Raw genomic sequence first — 17,303 nt, 5'->3', positions numbered from 1 at the left:
GATGACAGATAACACAAAACGCCGTGCCGTCGTGGTGGACGGGGTCGGTACGCTCGTCGCCGATCCCGCACTGCTGCCGGACCTCTGGATGCTCGACGTGTCGCCGCACCTGCCTGACGGTGACGACGTCATCGCGATGGCGGTGAATCCGGAGACCGCTCAGGTCGGGCCGGAGGACCTGGATCGAGTCCCGAATCTGCGGCTGCTCGCCGCGACGTCCGCCGGCACCGACCATCTCGACATCGAGGAGGCACGCCGCCGCGGAATCACCGTCACGAACACCCTGGACTACTGCACCGACGAGGTCGCCGACCACACCACGGCGCTCGTCCTGGGGCTTCTCCGCCAGACGCACCGCCTCGACCGATCGGTTCACCGCGGCGAATGGACGGTGGGCACCCCGCGTCCGCGGTTCGTACGTGGCGCAACCCTGGGGATCTGGGGTTTCGGCGCGATCGGGCGCGCGGTGGCGCACCGCGCACATGCCCTCGGCATGCGTGTGCAAATACATTCGCGCCGGCCGATCGGCGAGGATTTCCCGGAGTACACCCAGGTGGGCTGGGACGAGCTGATCACCACCAGCGACGTCCTGTCCGTGCACGTACCGCTCGGCGACGAGACGCGGGGACGGCTGGACGCGCAGGCGCTGCGGTCCATGCGGCGGGACAGCTATCTGGTCAACGTCTCTCGCGGCGGAATCGTCGACGAAGTGGCTCTCGACGCCGCGTTGCGCTCCGGTCACCTGGCGGGCGCGGCGGTCGACGTGCTCGCGACCGAACCGCCCGTCGACGGTCACATTCTGTCCGCCACACCGAATCTGGTCATCACACCGCACGCCGCGTGGATCTCCGAGTTGTCGATCCACGCCCCGTTCCGCATGTTCGCCGAGGCGGTGGCGGCGCTTCCGGAGGAACCGGACCGGTAGCCCGAGCGGTCGAAGACGTTGGTATGCCCACCCACACGACGCGAGTCGTGTGGGTGGGCATACGTGTCACGCCCGAGCGAATCCTCCGCAGGGGTGCCTGTGGGAATGCACAACGATCGTGCGCGAACCGGTTGAGGTTCGTCATCCCGAAATCAGGCCGGGACGTGCTTGTATTGATGTATCCGCAGTCGCACACGATGTCGACTCCGCTACCCGGACGCCGGGGCCGGCGGACGCAGATCCACTCCCGGGAGGACTCCACATGACCACCGCCAGCAAGACCGATTTGGATCGTTCCGTGGTCGCGGACTTCCAGCATTTGTCACAGTTCGGAGCGACTGCCGGTGGCGGCGTCGACCGGCAGGCCGCCACCGATGCCGACGGGGCCCAGCGGGCGTGGCTCGCCGAGTGGCTCGTCGCGCGAGGCTTTCGTGTCGAATACGATCGTGCAGGCAACCAGTTCGGTCTGCTGGAAATCCATCCCGGCGCCCCCTATGTTCTGACGGGCTCCCATCTCGACAGTCAGCCGCTCGGCGGCCGCTACGACGGCGCGTACGGGGTGCTCGCCTCGGCGCACGCCGCTCAGCGCGTCGCGCAGAAGTGGCGGGAGGGCAACATCGCGCCGAAATACAACCTTGCGGTGGTGAACTGGTTCAACGAGGAAGGCTGCCGGTTCAAGCCGAGCATGATGGGCAGTTCTGTCTACACCGGCAAACTCGGTGTGGAACAGGCGTTGTCGACGACAGACCGCGACGGAGTCTCGGTCGCGGAGGCGCTGTCCGGTATCGGCTGCCTGGGATCGGGTGCGGGACCGCAGGCCGCCGCATATGCCGAGATCCACATCGAGCAGGGCCGAAATCTCGAGAACGACGGAATCACCATCGGGGTGGTCGACTCCACGTGGGCGGCGCAGAAGTACGAACTGGTGGTTCACGGCGATCAGTCCCACACCGGGTCGGCGACGATGCCCGACCGGCAGGACGCACTTCTCGGTGCCTCCCTGCTGGTGGTCGCGGCACGCGAGCTCGCCGACGACTTCGCGGCTGCGCCACTGCACACCTCCGTCAGCCAGATGACCATCGAGCCCAACTCCCCGGTTGTCATCGCCCGGGAAGTGCGGATGCACCTCGATCTGCGATCGCCGAACGAATCGGTCGTCGATCTGGCCAACGAGCGACTGATGGCCCGGTTCGCCGAGATCGAAGCCCGCGCTCAGGTGCGCATCGAGAAAGCCACCGCGCATTCCTGGGGAGTGGCGGGCTACCAGCCCGAGGGCGTGAAGCTCTCGATGGCCGCCGCGGAGGACCTGGGTCTGACGTATCGGCAGATCATGACCGTGGCCGGGCACGATTCCGTGAACATGAAAGACGTTGTGCCGACGGTGATGCTGTTCGTGCCGAGCGTGGACGGAATATCGCACAACGAGCACGAATTCACGACCGACGACGATGTGTGCGCCGGTGTGGATCTGTTGACCGAGGTGGTCGCCCGCCTCGCCGTCGGAGAACTCGACCAGACCGCGTAGTCGGAATCTGAATCAACCGCGCCGGCCCTGCCGGCGCGGTTGATTCAGTTCTGCTGCGCCGCAAGCGCGACCATGGCGAGCGCCGCATCGGCTGGTTTCGTGATGTCGAGCCCGGTCAGCTCCTCGATTCTGTGAAGCCGGTTCAGCACGGTGTTCCGATGGCAGTAGATGGTCGCGGCCGTTCCCAGCAGGCTACCGGTGTGGAGATACGCCACCATTGTCTCCAGAAGGCGCTCGTTCTCCCGTTCCGTTGCCTCGCGCAGGGGAACCAGAACGTATTGCCCGAGATCGCAACCGATCTCGGCGAGATACTTCTTCGCCAGCATCGGCCACGAGGCCTTCAGATCGGTGACGCGTTCCTCGTCCGGCCCGAGCTGATCGACCATTCTGCTCGCGGCCAGCGCTGCCAGGGGAATGTCCGCGATCGCCCGGGCGATCGGCGCCACTGCCGCCCGAACCTTGTCGAGTAGCGCCAGTTCGCGCGGCGTCACCACCATCGGTGACGTGGCGGGTATCTGCCAGAACGCGATGAGGTGGCGTCCCTGCTCGTGCGTGAAGACCCGTTCGGAGAAGTGCGCCCTGTCGATATTGTGCCGGAGTGTCACCGCCGACTCGCTGGGCACTGCCACGACCCGGTAGAAGGACGACACCGAGACGCCGAGAGCGCGGGCGATCTGTACATGGTTGACCTCGAACTGGCCGACGGCGTCGAACAGAAGACTGATCTGCTGGCGCTGGAGGTCTTGACGTTCGCGCGTCAATTGATCCTGTTCCGCCAGGTACGCGGCCTGAGCGAAGCGGGCGAAGGTGTCGACGACGTTCCACACCTCCTCGGCGTGCGCGGCGAGGACGTGAGCTTCACTCCGGCCGGCCGTCGACAGCAGCCCCGACCACAGAATCGGGAAATCGAGCCGGATGGCCGTGAGCATCGAGTCCAGAGGGATGCCGTCGCGCGCTCTGCGCCTCCCGAGGCGGGAGGCCAGTCGCTGGACCACTCCGACCTGTGTGGGGTCGACGAGAGCGCGAAGCATCAGTGCGAACACCTCGCTGCTGGTGGCGCGGAGTTCGGCCTCCCGGAGCCCGGCATCGCGGTACTCGCCGGGATCGAGAAGCCGCTTCATGAACTGCTCGACCAACGTGCCCAGGTTCTCGCTCTGCCGTGACACCAGACCGTGCCACCGCTCAGTGTCTTGTCGGTTGGTCATCGCCACCGTTCTCCGTTCCTACTGTACTAACGCACAAATGCGCCGTCTGCCCGAACGTGAGGCCTCGGTACCCGCCTCGGAGTTCACGTGGTCGGGCCCGTGATGCGGCGAAGTCGTGAAGAGGCAATTGCTCCGGGTGACAATCGTGGACCATCCGAACCCATTGTGTACAGCGGATCGGGTGAGCCCAGGAATGTTCCCGAATCGATGTGCTTTCGCCCATTTAGGCCGCGCGTTTTCGTTGACCGCTGTCATTGGATGTGGCGCAGTTCACCAGCAGACTTTAATTCACCAAGTTCCCAATCCAATTCCGGAGTCTCCCAGTGCGTATTGCCGTCCTTCAAGCAACGTCCGCGGTCGGGCACGTCGACGCGAATCTCGACACCCTCGCCGCCGCGGCCTCGGGCGCGGCCGACGGCGGTGCGGACATCCTCGTCACCCCCGAACTGTTTCCCACGGGGTACGCGCCGGCCAGGATTCACGACCTCGACGGTGCGCCCGTGCGACAGGCGGTTTCGAACTTGGCGGAGAGCAGTGGCATCGCCGTCGTCGCCTCTACCGTCGAGCAGTCCGGTACCGGACGGTTCATCACCGCCACCCTGTTCGGTGGTGACGGCACACAGGTGCTCCACTACCGGAAGTCGCACCTCTTCGGCAGGGAGGAGGCGCAGTTCTTCACCGCCGGCACGGAACTGTCGACCATCGTTCGTTTCGGTGATCTCACAGTCGCGCTGGGGATCTGCTACGACGTCGAGTTCCCGGAGTACGTTCGCGCGCTCGCCGTCGCAGGGGCCGACCTGGTGCTCGTGCCCACGGCGGTTCCCACCCGCGTGTCATCGACATTCGACTCCGCCGCCGTGCCGGGCCTGCTCGTGCCGGCGCGCGCACTCGAGAACACGGTGGCGATCGCGTACGCCAATCAGTGCGGCACCGGGTTCGCCGGCCGAAGTTGCATCGTCGCGCCGGACGGATCCTGTGCGGCGCAGGCCGGGGACGAGGCGAAGCTGATCTTCGCCGACATCACGAGCGAAACGATTCGCGCGGCCAGAGCGGACAATCCGTACCTGCTGTCGCGCCGACTCGACTTGTACTGACGAGAAACATCTTCCGAACCGAACCACCCTGAAGGAGTAGTGTGTCTTCCTCTGCCCCGATCACGATGCTGATCCCCGATTTCCCGTTTCCCTACGACGAGTACGTTCGTCACCCCGCCGGGATCGGTGCCGTGCCGAGCGAGGCCTACGGTCGCAAGGTCGCCGTCGTCGGCGCCGGCATGGCCGGACTCATCGCAGCGTACGAGCTCATGAAGATGGGCCTCCATCCGGTGATCTACGAATCCGCGGAGATCGGCGGGCGGATGCGAGGCAAGAGATTCGGGACCGGTGGGGGACCGGTCGCCGATCTCGGCGGGATGCGGTTCCCGGTGTCGGGACAGACGTTCTTCCACTACGTCGATCTGCTCGGGTTGAACACCGCACCGTTCCCCAACCCGTTGACCGACGCGAGCTCGAGCACGATCGTCGAGTTGGGTGGCAAGGCGCACTACGCCCACACCCCGGACGAGCTGCCCGAATTCTTCCACGACGTCTCCGCGGCATGGAGCGACTGCCTCGAGGAACGGGCCGCCTTTACGGAGATGCAGACCGCCATCCGAGACCGCGACCTGAAGAAGATCAAACGCATCTGGAACGAGCTGGTGCCTGCGTTCGACGGCATATCCTTCTACGGATACCTCGAATCGTCGAAAGCCTTCTCCGCACTGCCCTTCGAATATCGGGAGGCGTTCGGTCAGGTCGGATTCGGCACCGGCGGATGGGACACCAACTTCCCGGACTCGATGCTCGAAGTCCTGCGCGTCGTCTACGTCGATGCGGACGCGCACCAGCAGCGCATCCTGGGCGGTGCCGATCAGGTGCCGCACGGGCTGTGGAACCACGCCCCCGCAGACCTCGTCCACTGGCCGGACGGAACAACTCTCGCCTCCCTCCACCACGGATCACCCCGGACCGGGGTGCAGCGGATCAGGCGCGACCATACGCCCAGCGGTGGTCCCGGCGGGATCGCGATCACGGATCGGTGGGGAAACGAAGAGTCGTACGACGCGGCTGTCGTCACCTGCCAGTCGTGGCTGCTGTCGGCCCGCATCGAGTGCAGCGAAGAGCTGTTCAGCCAGAAGCTCTGGATGGCAATCGAACGTAGCCATTACATGCAGGCGTCGAAGACATTCGTGATGGTGGATCGCCCGTTCTGGAAGGACGTCGATCCCGAGACGGGCCGCGACGTCATGAGCACGACCCTGACCGACCGCATCACCCGCGGCACCTACCTGCTCGACGACGGACCGGACAAGCCGGCGTTGATCTGCCTGTCGTACACCTGGAACGACGACTCCCTCAAGTGGATGCCACTCGACGCCGACGAGCGCGTGAAGATGATGCTCCACTCACTTGCCCAGATCTACCCTGGTGTCGACATCGCCTCGCACATCATCGGCGAGCCGGTCACCGTCTCGTGGGAGGCGGATCCCCATTTCATGGGTGCGTTCAGCGACAACTTGCCCGGGCACTACCGCTACCAGGAGCGGTTGTTCACACACTTCGAACAGTCAGACTTCGAACCCGGGCACAAGGGAATCTATCTCGCCGGTGACGACATCTCCTTCACCGGTGGATGGGCGGAAGGCGCCGTCACCACCGGCCTCAACGCGGTGTGGGGGGTCATGAATCAGTTCGGTGGCACCACGCCGCCGTCGAATCCCGGCCCCGGCGACCTTTTCGACTCGATCAAACCTGTTCGACTGGACTAGGAGAGCACTGTGAGTACGAGCCATTCACCCGAATCGCCTGCGGTACACATTCCGTCGGACTCCTCGGCACGCCTGTCCCATGAGGGGGACGGCGACTACAAGAAGGACCTCAAGACCCGGCAGATCCGGATGATCGCGATCGGCGGCGCGATCGGAACAGGACTGTTCCTCGGAGCCGGTGGTCGCCTCGCCTCGGCGGGGCCCGCCCTGGTGGTCGTGTACGCGGTCACCGGTTTCTTCGCCTTCCTGATGCTGCGTGCGATGGGTGAGCTGGTGCTCCATCGGCCGACGTCTGGATCCTTCGTGTCGTATGCCCGGGAGTTCTACGGCGAGAAGATGGCGTTCGTCGCCGGGTGGATGTACTGGATGCTGTGGGCGATCACCTCGATCGTCGACGTCACTGCCGCCGCGATCTACGTCCACTACTGGCACTTCTTCACGTCGGTCCCGCAGTGGGTGCTCGCGTTGGGCGCATTGACGATCGTCCTGTTCGTCAACCTGTTGTCCGTCAAAGTCTTCGGGGAACTCGAATTCTGGTTCGCGATCATCAAAGTCGTTGCACTCGTCTCGTTCCTGGTGATCGGCGGGATCGTCGTCGCGCTCCGCTTCCCCGTCGACGGTCACGCGACCGGCTTCACGCTGATCTCGGACAACGGTGGATGGCTCCCGAACGGCATGCTTCCCCTGGTCATCGTGATCGTCGGTGTCACGTTCGCCTACTCCGGCATCGAACTGGTCGGCATCGCAGCGGGAGAGACACCGAATCCCGCCAAAATCATGCCGCGCGCGATCAACAGTGTGATCGTCCGCATCATGGTGTTCTATGTCGGCGCCGTACTGCTGCTCGTCCTGCTGCTGCCGTACACCGACTACAGCCCGACGCAGAGCCCGTTCGTCACGTTCTTCACCCAGCTGGGCATACCCGGCGCCGGCAACGTCATGAACTTCGTGGTGCTGACCGCAGCGCTGTCCAGTCTGAATGCCGGTCTGTACTCGACGGGCAGAGTTCTGCGGTCGATGGCGATGAGCGGAACCGCGCCACGGTTCACCGCTCGCATGAGCAGTTCCGGCGTGCCCTACGGCGGAATCCTCCTCACGGCGGTGGTGACGCTGATCGGGGTGGGACTGAACTACGTCGTCCCCGACCACGCATTCGAGATCGCGATCAACGTCTCCTCGCTCGGCACATTGACGACGTGGGCGGTGATCGTGCTGTGCCAGATGAAGTTGCACCGCTGGGCGACTCGCGGAGTGGCGGAACGCCCGGCGTTCAGAATGCCGTTCGCCCCGCACTCGTCGTACGCGACGCTGGTGTTCGTCGCGGCGGTCCTGGTTCTCATGGCGCTCGACTATCCGGTCGGAACCTACACGGTCGCGTCGGTTGTCGTCGTCATCCCGGTACTGGTCGCGGGATGGTTCGCCGTTCGGTACCAAGTGCAGGTGCTCGCGGGCCGGCAGCCGACACACCGGTAGTCGATGTCCCGACAGCGCCCACCGGTGCCCCGCCCCGCACGTGTGCTTCGCGACAACTGGGGCATCGGTGGTTCGGTGCGAGTCCTGGCTGTGCGCGCGGAGAGATGTTTCCAGCAGATGTCACGATCGTCACGTCGCTTTTCGCCCGGGAACTCGAGGGTGCCAGGCGGCCAGTCATTCTCTACGAGAACGGCTCCCGGATCGCTGCATTGCCGCAACGCAGGCTCAATGTGTAACGGCCGCACCGAGGCGGACCGGGAGGTGGGAGTCTGCCCATCGGGGAGGTGTAAACAGTGTGTGTTTCCCTATTGAACGTGTCTCCTGTCACAGCGGATAGTTGATGTCATCGGGAGTGGTCAGCTACCCGTCACTCTTTCCCAGCCGTTCTTTGGAGAACCCATGGCTCAATCTGCAGTCGGCGGCCCGGCGTCGCAAGATATCAAGAGCAAGATGCGCAAAATTGCCACGGCCAGTGTTATCGGCACAACCGTCGAGTGGTACGACCTCTTTGTCTTTGCCACGGCGTCGGCCCTGGTCTTCAACAAGATCTTCTTCCCGAGCTTCGACGCGCTCGTCGGAACCATGTTGGCCTTCGGCACGTTTGCCGCTGCGTACGTCGCCCGGATCGTCGGCGCCGCGCTGTTCGGTCACTTCGGTGACAAGTTGGGCCGGAAGTCCATGTTGCTGATCTCCCTGATCACCATGGGCGCGGCGACCTTCGCGATCGGACTGCTACCCACCTACTCGGCGATCGGCATCATGGCCCCGATACTGCTGTTGACTCTTCGGGTCATCCAGGGCCTCGCGCTCGGCGGCGAATGGGGCGGTGCGGTTCTGATGGTGGTCGAACACTCGCCCAAGACGAAACGAGGATTCTACGGCTCATTGGTCCAGGTCGGGGTTCCCGGCGGAACATTGATCGCCAACCTGGTCTTCCTGATCATCGCCGCGAACTCGCCCGAGGAATTTCTTCTTACCTGGGGTTGGCGTATTCCCTTCCTCGCGAGCGCTCTCCTTGTGGCCGTCGGCCTCTACATCCGCTTGACTCTGGAAGAGACACCGTCGTTCCAAGCGGTCAAGGAAGCCGGCGCGAAAGCCAAGATTCCCTTCGTAATTCTCATGCGCAAGTACTGGAAGCAGGTTCTGCTGGGCGGTATTGCCACCTTGTCCACCGGCACCGCGTTCAACATCATGGTGGCCTTCGGACTCACCTACGGCAAACAGCAGCTCGGCTTCTCCAGCGACACCATGCTTTTGGCGGTTCTGATTGCCTGCGCCACAGGGCTCTTCATGATTCCGGCGTTCGGCGCACTGTCCGACCGCATCGGGCGCAAACCCGTGATCATCGGTGGCATTGTCGCAGAGGCTCTCGTCGCCTTCCCCATGTTCTGGATGATGGATACCAAGTCCGTCCCGATGGTGATCTTCGCCTACATCATGATGATGACCGCCTTCTCTGCCAATTACGGCCCCATCGCCACATTCTTGGCCGAGCTGTTCGGGCCCCGGGTCCGGTACTCGGGCCTGTCCATCGCGTACATGCTCTCGGGACTGCTGGGGAGTGCCGCAACCCCCGCCATCACGACGGCGCTCCTGAGTGCCACGGGCTCAGGGTCCTCCGTGGCCTGGTACATGATCGGATCGGCGGCGGTCTCAATCGTTGCTCTGCTACTGCTGACGGAAACTCTGCGGAACAGCCTCGACTCGGCCGACGAAGCGCCAGAAGAGAACTCTCTCCCGGAGGCGGATTCTCAGCGGGTCCGGGTCTGATGCGGCGCATAGGCGTAGTGTCCGGCGACGTGCGTCCGGTCGGACCGTTCTCTCACGCAGTGGTGGCCAACGGGTTCGTGTTCACCTCGGGTCAACTCCCCGCCATCTCGGACCTCAGCGATCAGCCGGACGCCTTCGACGACAAGGTTCGTCAGACTTTGGCCAATCTGGAGGCGACGCTGCGTGAAGCCGGATCCTCCCTGCAGAACGTGGTCAAGGTGAACACCTACCTCACCGACCCGGGGCAGTTGGAGCCGTACAACGCGGTCTATTCGGAGTTCTTCGGGAGTGACCTACCCGCTCGAACCACCGTGTGCGTCAATATCTTCGGAATCTCATTGGAGATCGAGTGCGTCGCCGTCCTCGCCGAAAACTCGATCCCGGAAGGAACATGATGTCTCGAGCTCAATCGTCCACTTCGCAGCAGACGCTCCCCACCTCGGCGGCGCTGCTGGCCAAGCTCCGCCGGGTCAGCTTTCCGACTATCGGGCACTACCTCGAAGAGGGGTTCGTGGATCCGGTCGTCCGTTCTCTCCTCTCCGATGTGCGTGTGGTGGGCCGCGCACTGACAGTGCGCATTGCGGATGCGGACGCAGTGGCGATGAATCACGCATTGAATGCCCTGAGGCCGGGCGACGTGCTGATCGTCGACATGGGAGGCGACGCGGTTCACGCTTCGGTCGGAGCTGTCACCTCCTGCGCGGCACTGTCCGCCGGTGCGGTCGGAATCGTCGTCGACGGAGTGGTGACCGACATCGTCGAACTGCGAGAGGGAGGGCTGCCGATATTTGCACGCGGCACTTCAGTTCTCACCACCAAGAGGCGTGACGGTGACAACAGCGCGATCAACGTGCCGGTCGTGGTCGGCGGTGTTTCCGTCAGCCCCGGCGATATCGTCCTCGCCGACGACAACGGTGTCCTGGTCCTGACCCCGGACGCTGCGGCGGATGTCGTCGATCTGGCCCTCGCGTCCGACGCTGCCGAACCCGAAACCCTTGCCCGTCTCCGGGCCGGCGAACCCGTCGCCGACGTGCTCTATATGGGCGGCAAGACAAGCAGATCGTGAAGGAACCACCGCGGTGAACCCGTCAATCAGGCACAGGGTTCACCGCGTGTACAAAACGGCGGACTCCAACATGCTGTCGATGAAGGGGCGCGGCACGGTCGGCCACTCCGGAGGCCACCGTCCGGCAATCTGATCGTCGCGGAGCGCACGCAGGAGCGGCACGACCTGCGGTCCGCCGTCGAGTGGGTAGCGGACCATGCCCTGTTCGGCGCACTGTGCGGCGATCGATGCGAGCAGACTCTTGGCCTCCTCGGTGCGTCCCGCGGTTGCCAGACATGCCACCAGTAGTCGTTTTGCCTGCAGTAGTGCCCGGTCGCGGCCGCGACCCTCGAGCCGAGTCACCCATTCGGTGACCCACTCGCAGGCGAGGTTCACACGCTCCGGGGTGTCCTCGTCGAGCAGCAGTCTGATGGCGGTGGCCTCCTCGAGTTGCGCGGTGATCTCCTCGATACCGTCGACCGGGCGCCGGCGCGTGGCGTACTCGACGGGTGGCCGCGCCTCGATGCCGGGTGCGACGGGGAGTCCCAGCCTGACCCGCTCGTTCTCCAGTTTTGCCCGCAGCCTCGATTGACGATCATGTAGGTGCGGTCGACGTCCTCGGGGTTGCGATCTCGTTTGTCACGAGAGTCTGTGCGGAATTGACCAGGGGAACGAGCCAGGTATTTGATGGCGTACCCGTTCTGCTGCTTCCGCATCGGGACGGGGACGATGCCGATGTCGATTCCGAATCCGTGGCCGCGGTGATGATCAGACCTGAAATGCCGTATGTGCCGCCGCCTGGAGGCGGTGGAGTCGGTGCGCACACTCGCTGCCGATCGAGCGAGTGCCGGTCAGGGTATCGGTACCAAGGCGGTACGCGCCGTCTCACATCGTCAGCGACGGCGTGGCCGGGACGGGGTCGAGGACTCGGAGGAGGAAGGCGAGCTGGTCGGCCAGCGCCTGCTGCTGCCAGGGGCCCCGGTAGACGTCGAAGTGATCGACGGGGTACTCGCGCAGCTGCGCGAGTGCGCCGGCCTTCGCGGCGGTCCGGCGCGCCGCATCGGGCGGCGCGATCCGGTCATGTGTGCCGACCTGTACCAGGATCGGGCACCGGAGACGACGGGCGAAGGGGGTGGGCCGGTTCAACCCGACCTCCAGTGCGGTGCGGGCACACACCTCGTTACGCCAGGTCGCCCCGGCCATGGACGTGTAGGCCTCCTCGGCGCCGGGCGTGCTGATGATCGCCGCCGACCCGGGCTGCCCGACCACCGGAACGTGGTGCGGCGCAAGCTTGGTCAGCGCGCGGGCGAGGTCCCGCAGCCCGTGCCCGGTGGCGCGAACCAGCTGACCGGCCCCGGCGTAGCGGGCGATCTGCATCAGGGCGGCCAGCCCGTCGGTGGCCGGTGTCAGGGACACGACCGCCGCGATCCGCTCATCCTGCGCGGCAACCTCGATGACGTGACCACCGGAGTACGACGTCCCCCACAGTGCGATCCGGTCGGGGTCGACGCCCGGCAGACGCCGGGCCGCGTCGATCGCGGCGCGGTAGTCCTGCCGCTGACGCCGGAACGACACATCCTGGCGGGGTGTGCCGTCCGAGTCACCGAAACCGCGGTAGTCGAAGACGAACGCATCGATGCCTGCCTGAGCGAATGCCTCGGCGTAGCCGAGCAGGCCGGTGTCCCGGGTGCCGCCGAAGCCGTGTGCCATGACCACGCACGGCCGGCCGGTTTCCGGGGCCGGCGCGTCGGTGGTGGCCGGAACGTGCCAGGCCGCACAGGTGACGCCGTGGCTGGTGAAGGTGATCTCGTTCTTCATCGTGCTCGCTCCGGTCATGACGCCAGCAGGGCGGGCTGGTGGGCGGTGAATCTCAGGTCGGGGTCCTCGATCGGCCCCTCGCGCAGCCGCTCGACGTCCTTCTCGTAGGCCATCTCGGCTGTCCACGGGCCGCTGGTGCCGGCCCGGGGGAACGCGGCGACCGCACGCTGGACGTATCCGGAGGTGAGGTTGAGCAACGGGACCCGTTCCATGTCCGGATCGGCGAGGACCGGTTCGACGGTGGTGTAGCCGTGGGAGTCCATGTGGTCGAGCAAGCGGCAGAAATGCTCGCTGATGAGGTCGACCTTGAGCGTCCAGGAGATGTTCGTGTAGCCGAGCGCGAACACGAAGTTCGGCATGCCGCTGAGCATCATCGCCTTGTAGACGGTCGTATCGGGCGGATTCACCGGCTCTCCGTCGACTCTGATTCGGATTGCACCGAACGCCAACATGTTCAAACCGGTGGCGGTGACGACGATGTCGGCCTCGAGCTCCTGTCCGGACTCGAGCCGGATCCCGGTTTCGGTGAAACGCTCGATCCGGTCCGTCACCACCGAGGCATGCCCTGTCGAGATCGCCTTGAACAGGTCGCCGTTGGGCACCATGCACAGGCGCTGATCCCAGGGGTTGTAGCGGGGGGTGAAGTGGGTGTCGACGTCGAAGTTCTCTGGCAGCTGGCGGCGGACGTTGGCGATCAACAGCGTGCGCATGAGCTTCGGAGAGCGGCGGCAGGCCTTGAAGATCCCACGGTTCATCATGATGTTCTTGCGCCGGATGATCGGGTAGGCCCGCTTCGGGCCGATCAGTTTGTTGAGCGCGTTCGCGATCGCGTCCTCGGCCGGCAGCGAGAGCACGTAGCTCGGCGAGCGCTGCAACATCGTGACGTGCTCGGCGGTGCCGGCCATCGCTGGGATCAGCGTGGCTGCGGTCGCCCCGCTGCCGATGACCACCACCTTTTTGCCGGAATAGTCGAGGTCTTCGGGCCAGTGCTGGGGATGGATCACCCGGCCGGTGAAGTCCTCGATGCCGTCGAACTCGGGCGTGAAGCCGGCCTCGTGGTTGTAGTAGCCCGTGCCGGAGAACAGGAATCGCGCGGTGATCTGCACGGTCTCGTCGCTGCCGGAGCGTTGCGCGGTCACCGTCCAGCGCCCCGTCGATGAGGAGAACTCCGCCGACGACACCCGGTATCCGAATCGGATGTGCTCGTCGATGTGGTTCTCGGTGACGGTCTCCTGCAGGTAGTCCAGGATGATGTGCGCGTCGGCGATCGCCTTCTTGTGCGTCCACGGCTTGAATCCGAAGCCGAAGGTCGGCATGTCCGAGTCCGAGCGGATCCCCGGGTAGCGGAACTGGTTCCAGGTCCCGCCGATCGCGTCCTTACCCTCCAGGATCGCGAACGTCGTGTCCGGCCGGCACGTCTTCAGGTGGTAGGCCGCGCCGATTCCGGAGATCCCGGCGCCGATGATCAACACATCGAACTCCATGGTCTCCGCCTCGGGGGTGGTCGTGATCGTCACTGGGTGTCTCCTGGTCACTGTCGAGTGGGGTGTGATGTGTTTCACAGTAGGGATACCGCCCGCCCGCCGACATGTCCGACCGCCTAGTCCTTGCCACCAACTATGTGCGGGAGCACACTTTGTTGATGACCAGCGGAACGACCCCCGCGGCGATCGTCGGGCTCATGGGTGATGTCGCCGAGTCGATGCTCGCCGAACTCGATCAGTTCGTCGAAGACATGGACGCCGCGGAGGTCGAGCTGGCCCCGGCACTGGGCGCCGATCCCGCGATCGCGGCGGAGATGTCGGCAAGCAACCGCGCGAACGTCGCGCGCCTGCTCACGACCCTCGCACGCCGCGACGGCCGGGCCACACCGATCGACGTCCCGCCCGAGGCGCTGGATGTGGTCCGCACCGTCGTGCGGCGCGGCATCGACCTCGACGTGATCTTCCATGCCTACCGCCGGGGACAGAACCTCGTGTGGCAGAGCTTCATCGCACACGCCGCTCGGGTCGTCCCACCGGGCCCGCAACTCGTGGAGCTGTTGGAGGCATTCTCGCGGCACCTGTTCGAGTACGTCGACCATGTGATCGGCCGTGTCATCGCCGACGCGCAGCGCGAGCGCGAGGAGGTTCTCGGTGGTGCGCTCGCCCGCCGCACCGAGACCGTACGTCTGATCCTCGACGGTGCCCCGATCGACAGCCGCCGCGCCGGCGAACGCCTGGGATACGATCTGGCCCAACGCCACACCGCGCTCGTGCTGTGGTCCCAACCACCCGGCGAGGTCCAGGGCGCGCTGGAGTCCGCCGCCACCATCCTCGCCCGCGCCGCCGGTGCACGCCCTCCACTGACCCTCCCCGCCGGCACGTCGACACTGTGGGCCTGGCTCGGCACCGACTCCGACCCCGCACCCGCCGCCATGCGCGACGCGATCAGCCGAGCACAACCCAATGTCCGCGTCGCGGTCGGCCCCACCCAACCCGGCATCACCGGCTTCCGCCGCTCACACGACGCGGCGCTGACCATCCAGCGGCTGCTGAGCGGGCACCCGAACGGCGCACGCCTGACGCTATACCGCGACCTCGAAGTCACGGCGCTGGCAGCGCAAAACCCGGACCGCGCCGCCGAATTCGTCGCCACGACGCTGGGCCCGCTCGCCGCGGACACACCCAGCGCAGCGCGGCTCCGCGAGACCGTGCGGGTGTTCCTCGACGAAGCCGATAACGCACCCCGCGCCGCGATCCGTTTGCACACCCACCGCAACACCGTCCTGCAACGCATCGCGCGTGCAACCGAACTCCTCGGTCACCGCCCCGGCGAACGCCGGCTGGCGCTCGAACTCGCACTCGAGCTCGCCCACCACATCGGGCCGCGGGTCCTTACCCGGACCTGACGGAAATTCAGAAACCCGATGATCACGGGACTGTCCGATAATCGGTTGATCTGAGTCTGGCCGACACGCCGAGCTCAGCTTGGCGGAAAGGCGAGATCATGACCGAGACACTCGATCCCATGGATCAGCCGAAGGTTGATCGCCAGGAGTCGGTGCAGGTCCCACCGAACGCCGCCCGCGCGATCTCGGACCTCGAGGCGGAGGTGCTGAACGCCCTTCTGACGGCGATAGGCCCGGATCGGGACCTTGGTTCAACGAACCCGAGCCGCTCGCCCCGGGGTGGCCTGCCTGGGACCTGGAAGCCGCTCTCTGGGCGTTGCCGGAGATCGGCCGAGATGATGGCTACGAAGTTGATTGCCGGCAAACGTCCCCGGCTGTACCCGATCTGGGATTCGGCGGTCAGTGAGGCCCTGGGCGCCGGGCGGGCACATCTGAATCCGGTCCGGGAGGCGCTCCGCGCCGACGACGCGGCGTTGCACCGCCGGTTACTGTCGATCAGGGAGGAGGCGGGCCTGCCGCAGCGAGGTTTCGGCAACTGCGGGTGTTCGATGTGGTCGCGTGATGGACGGCACGAGCCGCGGCCTGGGTGAGTGCTCTGATCTGAGAAGATGACACGTCCCGGGGGTGATCGGGGTCAACACCTGGTGCGGAGTTGTGAAGTCCGCCGAAAAAGGTTGTGGTGGGATGTCGAGAATCCGCGTGCGGCTTCGTTCCCGGAGTGAAACGGCCACAATTGGGCCGTACCGTAGCGAGGAGAACATGATGGCCAAGTATCTGCTGCTCAAGCACTACCGTGGCGCGCCGGCATCTGAGAACGATGTGCCGATGGATCAGTGGACGCCGGAGGAGATCTCCGCTCACGTGCAGTACATGAATGACTTCGCCGCGCGGCTCGAGGGCACCGGTGAGTTCGTCGACAGTCAGGCACTGTCCGCGGAGGGCACGTTCGTCCGGTACGACGGTGAGGGGCGGCCGCCGGTGACCGATGGTCCGTTCGCGGAGACCAAGGACGTGATCGCCGGTTGGATGGTGATCGACGTCGAGACCTACGATCGGGCGCTCGCGTTGGCCGGTGAGTTGTCCGCGGCTCCGGGTGCGGGTGGGAAGCCGATCCATGAGTGGCTCGAGTTGCGTCCGTTCCTGGGCGGATGTCACGACGGTGACGGAGTGACGCACGGTGGATGAGGTCCTGCTGCGGACATTCTCCCCATCCTGATCGGTGTCCTCGTCCCGGCGCGGCGCCCGAACGGGGACACCCTGATCGAGGCGGAGCGCGGGTGCTGCCGATGATGGGTGGTGTGGACGAGGTGACACCGGCGGGGTCGGGGAGGGGATGGCGGATTTCGCTGGGGGTGTGTGCGGGGCTGCTGCTGGGGTTCTTCTGCTATCTGCCGGCGGTGATCTTGTGGCAGCACTACGGGGATGTTCCGCAGCCGAGGGTGTATCCGCACGGTTCGTTCACGTCGTTCGGGTCGGATCCGCCGCCGGTCGAGTACTGGGTGAGCTGGGCTGGGCCGGCTTTTGTGGTGATGGCGTGCGGGCTGATGACGGTTCCGTGGCGGCCCGCTCGGCAGTTCGCGTTGCCGTTGGTGTGCGCGTTCGTGCCGATGGCGGCGTTGGTGGCGTGGTTTTTCATCGGGATGGAGTTGTTCTTCACTCCCGACTGAACCTGCTGTTCGGATTGTTCGAGTGCGTCGGTGATGCGGCCGTGGACCGGAGTGGAGCCCGGCTGGTGCGCTCGTGTCGTCGAGCCGAGCGGCTGTCGCCGGGCCGAGCGGCTGACTGTGAAGAATCACCGGGCCGTTCGAGATCCGGAACGGCAGCATTGACGTCATCGTCGTGCGCA

General features: G+C 65.4%; 16 protein-coding genes. 12 read left to right on the top strand and 4 right to left on the bottom strand.

What is annotated here, in order from left to right; genetic code table 11:
- The first annotated feature begins 1 nt into the window (after position 1).
- Complete coding sequence (locus RJ1_RS14205; protein WP_073360844.1) at positions 2-925, top strand: 2-hydroxyacid dehydrogenase; 924 nt, start codon at positions 2-4, stop codon at positions 923-925.
- Positions 926-1,187: 262 nt separating this feature from the next.
- Positions 1,188-2,450, top strand: a complete 1,263-nt coding sequence (locus RJ1_RS14200) for a M20 family metallo-hydrolase (RefSeq protein ID WP_073360842.1) — start codon at positions 1,188-1,190, stop codon at positions 2,448-2,450.
- A gap of 44 nt (positions 2,451-2,494) precedes the next feature.
- Here the strand turns inward: RJ1_RS14200 and RJ1_RS14195 are convergent, their stop codons facing one another.
- Positions 2,495-3,655: a PucR family transcriptional regulator gene (locus RJ1_RS14195; RefSeq protein ID WP_073360841.1), complete on the bottom strand. Its 1,161-nt coding sequence runs from the start codon at positions 3,653-3,655 to the stop codon at positions 2,495-2,497.
- Positions 3,656-3,978: 323 nt separating this feature from the next.
- On the opposite strand from RJ1_RS14195, the gene RJ1_RS14190 reads away from it, so the two are divergent.
- The 6 genes from RJ1_RS14190 (at position 3,979) to RJ1_RS14165 (ending at position 10,770) form a co-directional block, all read left to right on the top strand.
- Positions 3,979-4,749 carry a nitrilase-related carbon-nitrogen hydrolase gene (locus tag RJ1_RS14190; RefSeq protein ID WP_083400605.1) on the top strand — a complete coding sequence of 257 codons (771 nt, stop codon included), beginning with the start codon at positions 3,979-3,981 and terminating at the stop codon, positions 4,747-4,749.
- A gap of 65 nt (positions 4,750-4,814) precedes the next feature.
- On the top strand, positions 4,815-6,461 hold the full coding sequence (locus RJ1_RS14185; protein ID WP_073360838.1) for a flavin monoamine oxidase family protein: 1,647 nt from the start codon (positions 4,815-4,817) through the stop codon (positions 6,459-6,461).
- A 9-nt stretch (positions 6,462-6,470) separates the two neighbouring features.
- Positions 6,471-7,934: an amino acid permease gene (locus RJ1_RS14180; RefSeq protein WP_073360836.1), complete on the top strand. Its 1,464-nt coding sequence runs from the start codon at positions 6,471-6,473 to the stop codon at positions 7,932-7,934.
- 399 nt (positions 7,935-8,333) lie between these two features.
- A complete protein-coding gene (locus RJ1_RS14175; RefSeq protein ID WP_073360835.1) occupies positions 8,334-9,704 on the top strand; it encodes an MFS transporter in 1,371 nt (456 codons plus the stop codon).
- 17 nt (positions 9,705-9,721) lie between these two features.
- Positions 9,722-10,099 carry a RidA family protein gene (locus RJ1_RS14170; protein WP_205415372.1) on the top strand — a complete coding sequence of 126 codons (378 nt, stop codon included), beginning with the start codon at positions 9,722-9,724 and terminating at the stop codon, positions 10,097-10,099.
- Positions 10,099-10,770, top strand: coding sequence for an RraA family protein (locus tag RJ1_RS14165; protein WP_073360831.1), 672 nt, complete (start codon positions 10,099-10,101; stop codon positions 10,768-10,770). The genes RJ1_RS14170 and RJ1_RS14165 overlap by 1 nt, the downstream gene beginning before the upstream one ends.
- 39 nt (positions 10,771-10,809) lie before the next feature.
- Here the strand turns inward: RJ1_RS14165 and RJ1_RS14160 are convergent, their stop codons facing one another.
- The 3 genes from RJ1_RS14160 to RJ1_RS14145 all read right to left on the bottom strand — a co-directional run bounded on the left by RJ1_RS14160 (position 10,810) and on the right by RJ1_RS14145 (position 14,051).
- On the bottom strand, positions 10,810-11,145 hold the full coding sequence (locus RJ1_RS14160; RefSeq protein WP_073360829.1) for a hypothetical protein: 336 nt from the start codon (positions 11,143-11,145) through the stop codon (positions 10,810-10,812).
- Positions 11,146-11,634: 489 nt separating this feature from the next.
- Entirely contained in the window at positions 11,635-12,567 is a 933-nt protein-coding gene (locus tag RJ1_RS14150) for an alpha/beta hydrolase (protein WP_073360958.1), read from the bottom strand.
- Positions 12,568-12,581: 14 nt separating this feature from the next.
- Positions 12,582-14,051 (bottom strand): flavin-containing monooxygenase, encoded by a 1,470-nt coding sequence (locus tag RJ1_RS14145; RefSeq protein WP_162850393.1) that lies wholly within the window; start codon positions 14,049-14,051, stop codon positions 12,582-12,584.
- A 158-nt stretch (positions 14,052-14,209) separates the two neighbouring features.
- On the opposite strand from RJ1_RS14145, the gene RJ1_RS14140 reads away from it, so the two are divergent.
- The 4 genes from RJ1_RS14140 (at position 14,210) to RJ1_RS14125 (ending at position 17,124) form a co-directional block, all read left to right on the top strand.
- The gene (locus RJ1_RS14140) at positions 14,210-15,457 is read left to right on the top strand and encodes a PucR family transcriptional regulator (RefSeq protein WP_073360826.1); all 1,248 of its coding nucleotides are present in this window, start codon (positions 14,210-14,212) and stop codon (positions 15,455-15,457) included.
- Between the two features lie 98 nt (positions 15,458-15,555).
- Positions 15,556-16,047, top strand: a complete 492-nt coding sequence (locus RJ1_RS14135; RefSeq protein WP_240319871.1) for a DUF6308 family protein — start codon at positions 15,556-15,558, stop codon at positions 16,045-16,047.
- Between the two features lie 172 nt (positions 16,048-16,219).
- Positions 16,220-16,642, top strand: coding sequence for a YciI family protein (locus RJ1_RS14130; protein WP_205415373.1), 423 nt, complete (start codon positions 16,220-16,222; stop codon positions 16,640-16,642).
- Between the two features lie 101 nt (positions 16,643-16,743).
- Entirely contained in the window at positions 16,744-17,124 is a 381-nt protein-coding gene (locus RJ1_RS14125) for a hypothetical protein (protein WP_240320027.1), read from the top strand.
- The last annotated feature ends 179 nt before the right edge of the window (positions 17,125-17,303 follow it).

This window comes from Rhodococcus jostii NBRC 16295 (assembly GCF_001894825.1).
Classification (GTDB): domain Bacteria; phylum Actinomycetota; class Actinomycetes; order Mycobacteriales; family Mycobacteriaceae; genus Rhodococcus_F; species Rhodococcus_F jostii.
The sequence above is the reverse complement of the archived record's forward strand: the minus strand, read 5'-3'. Positions and strand labels throughout refer to the sequence as shown.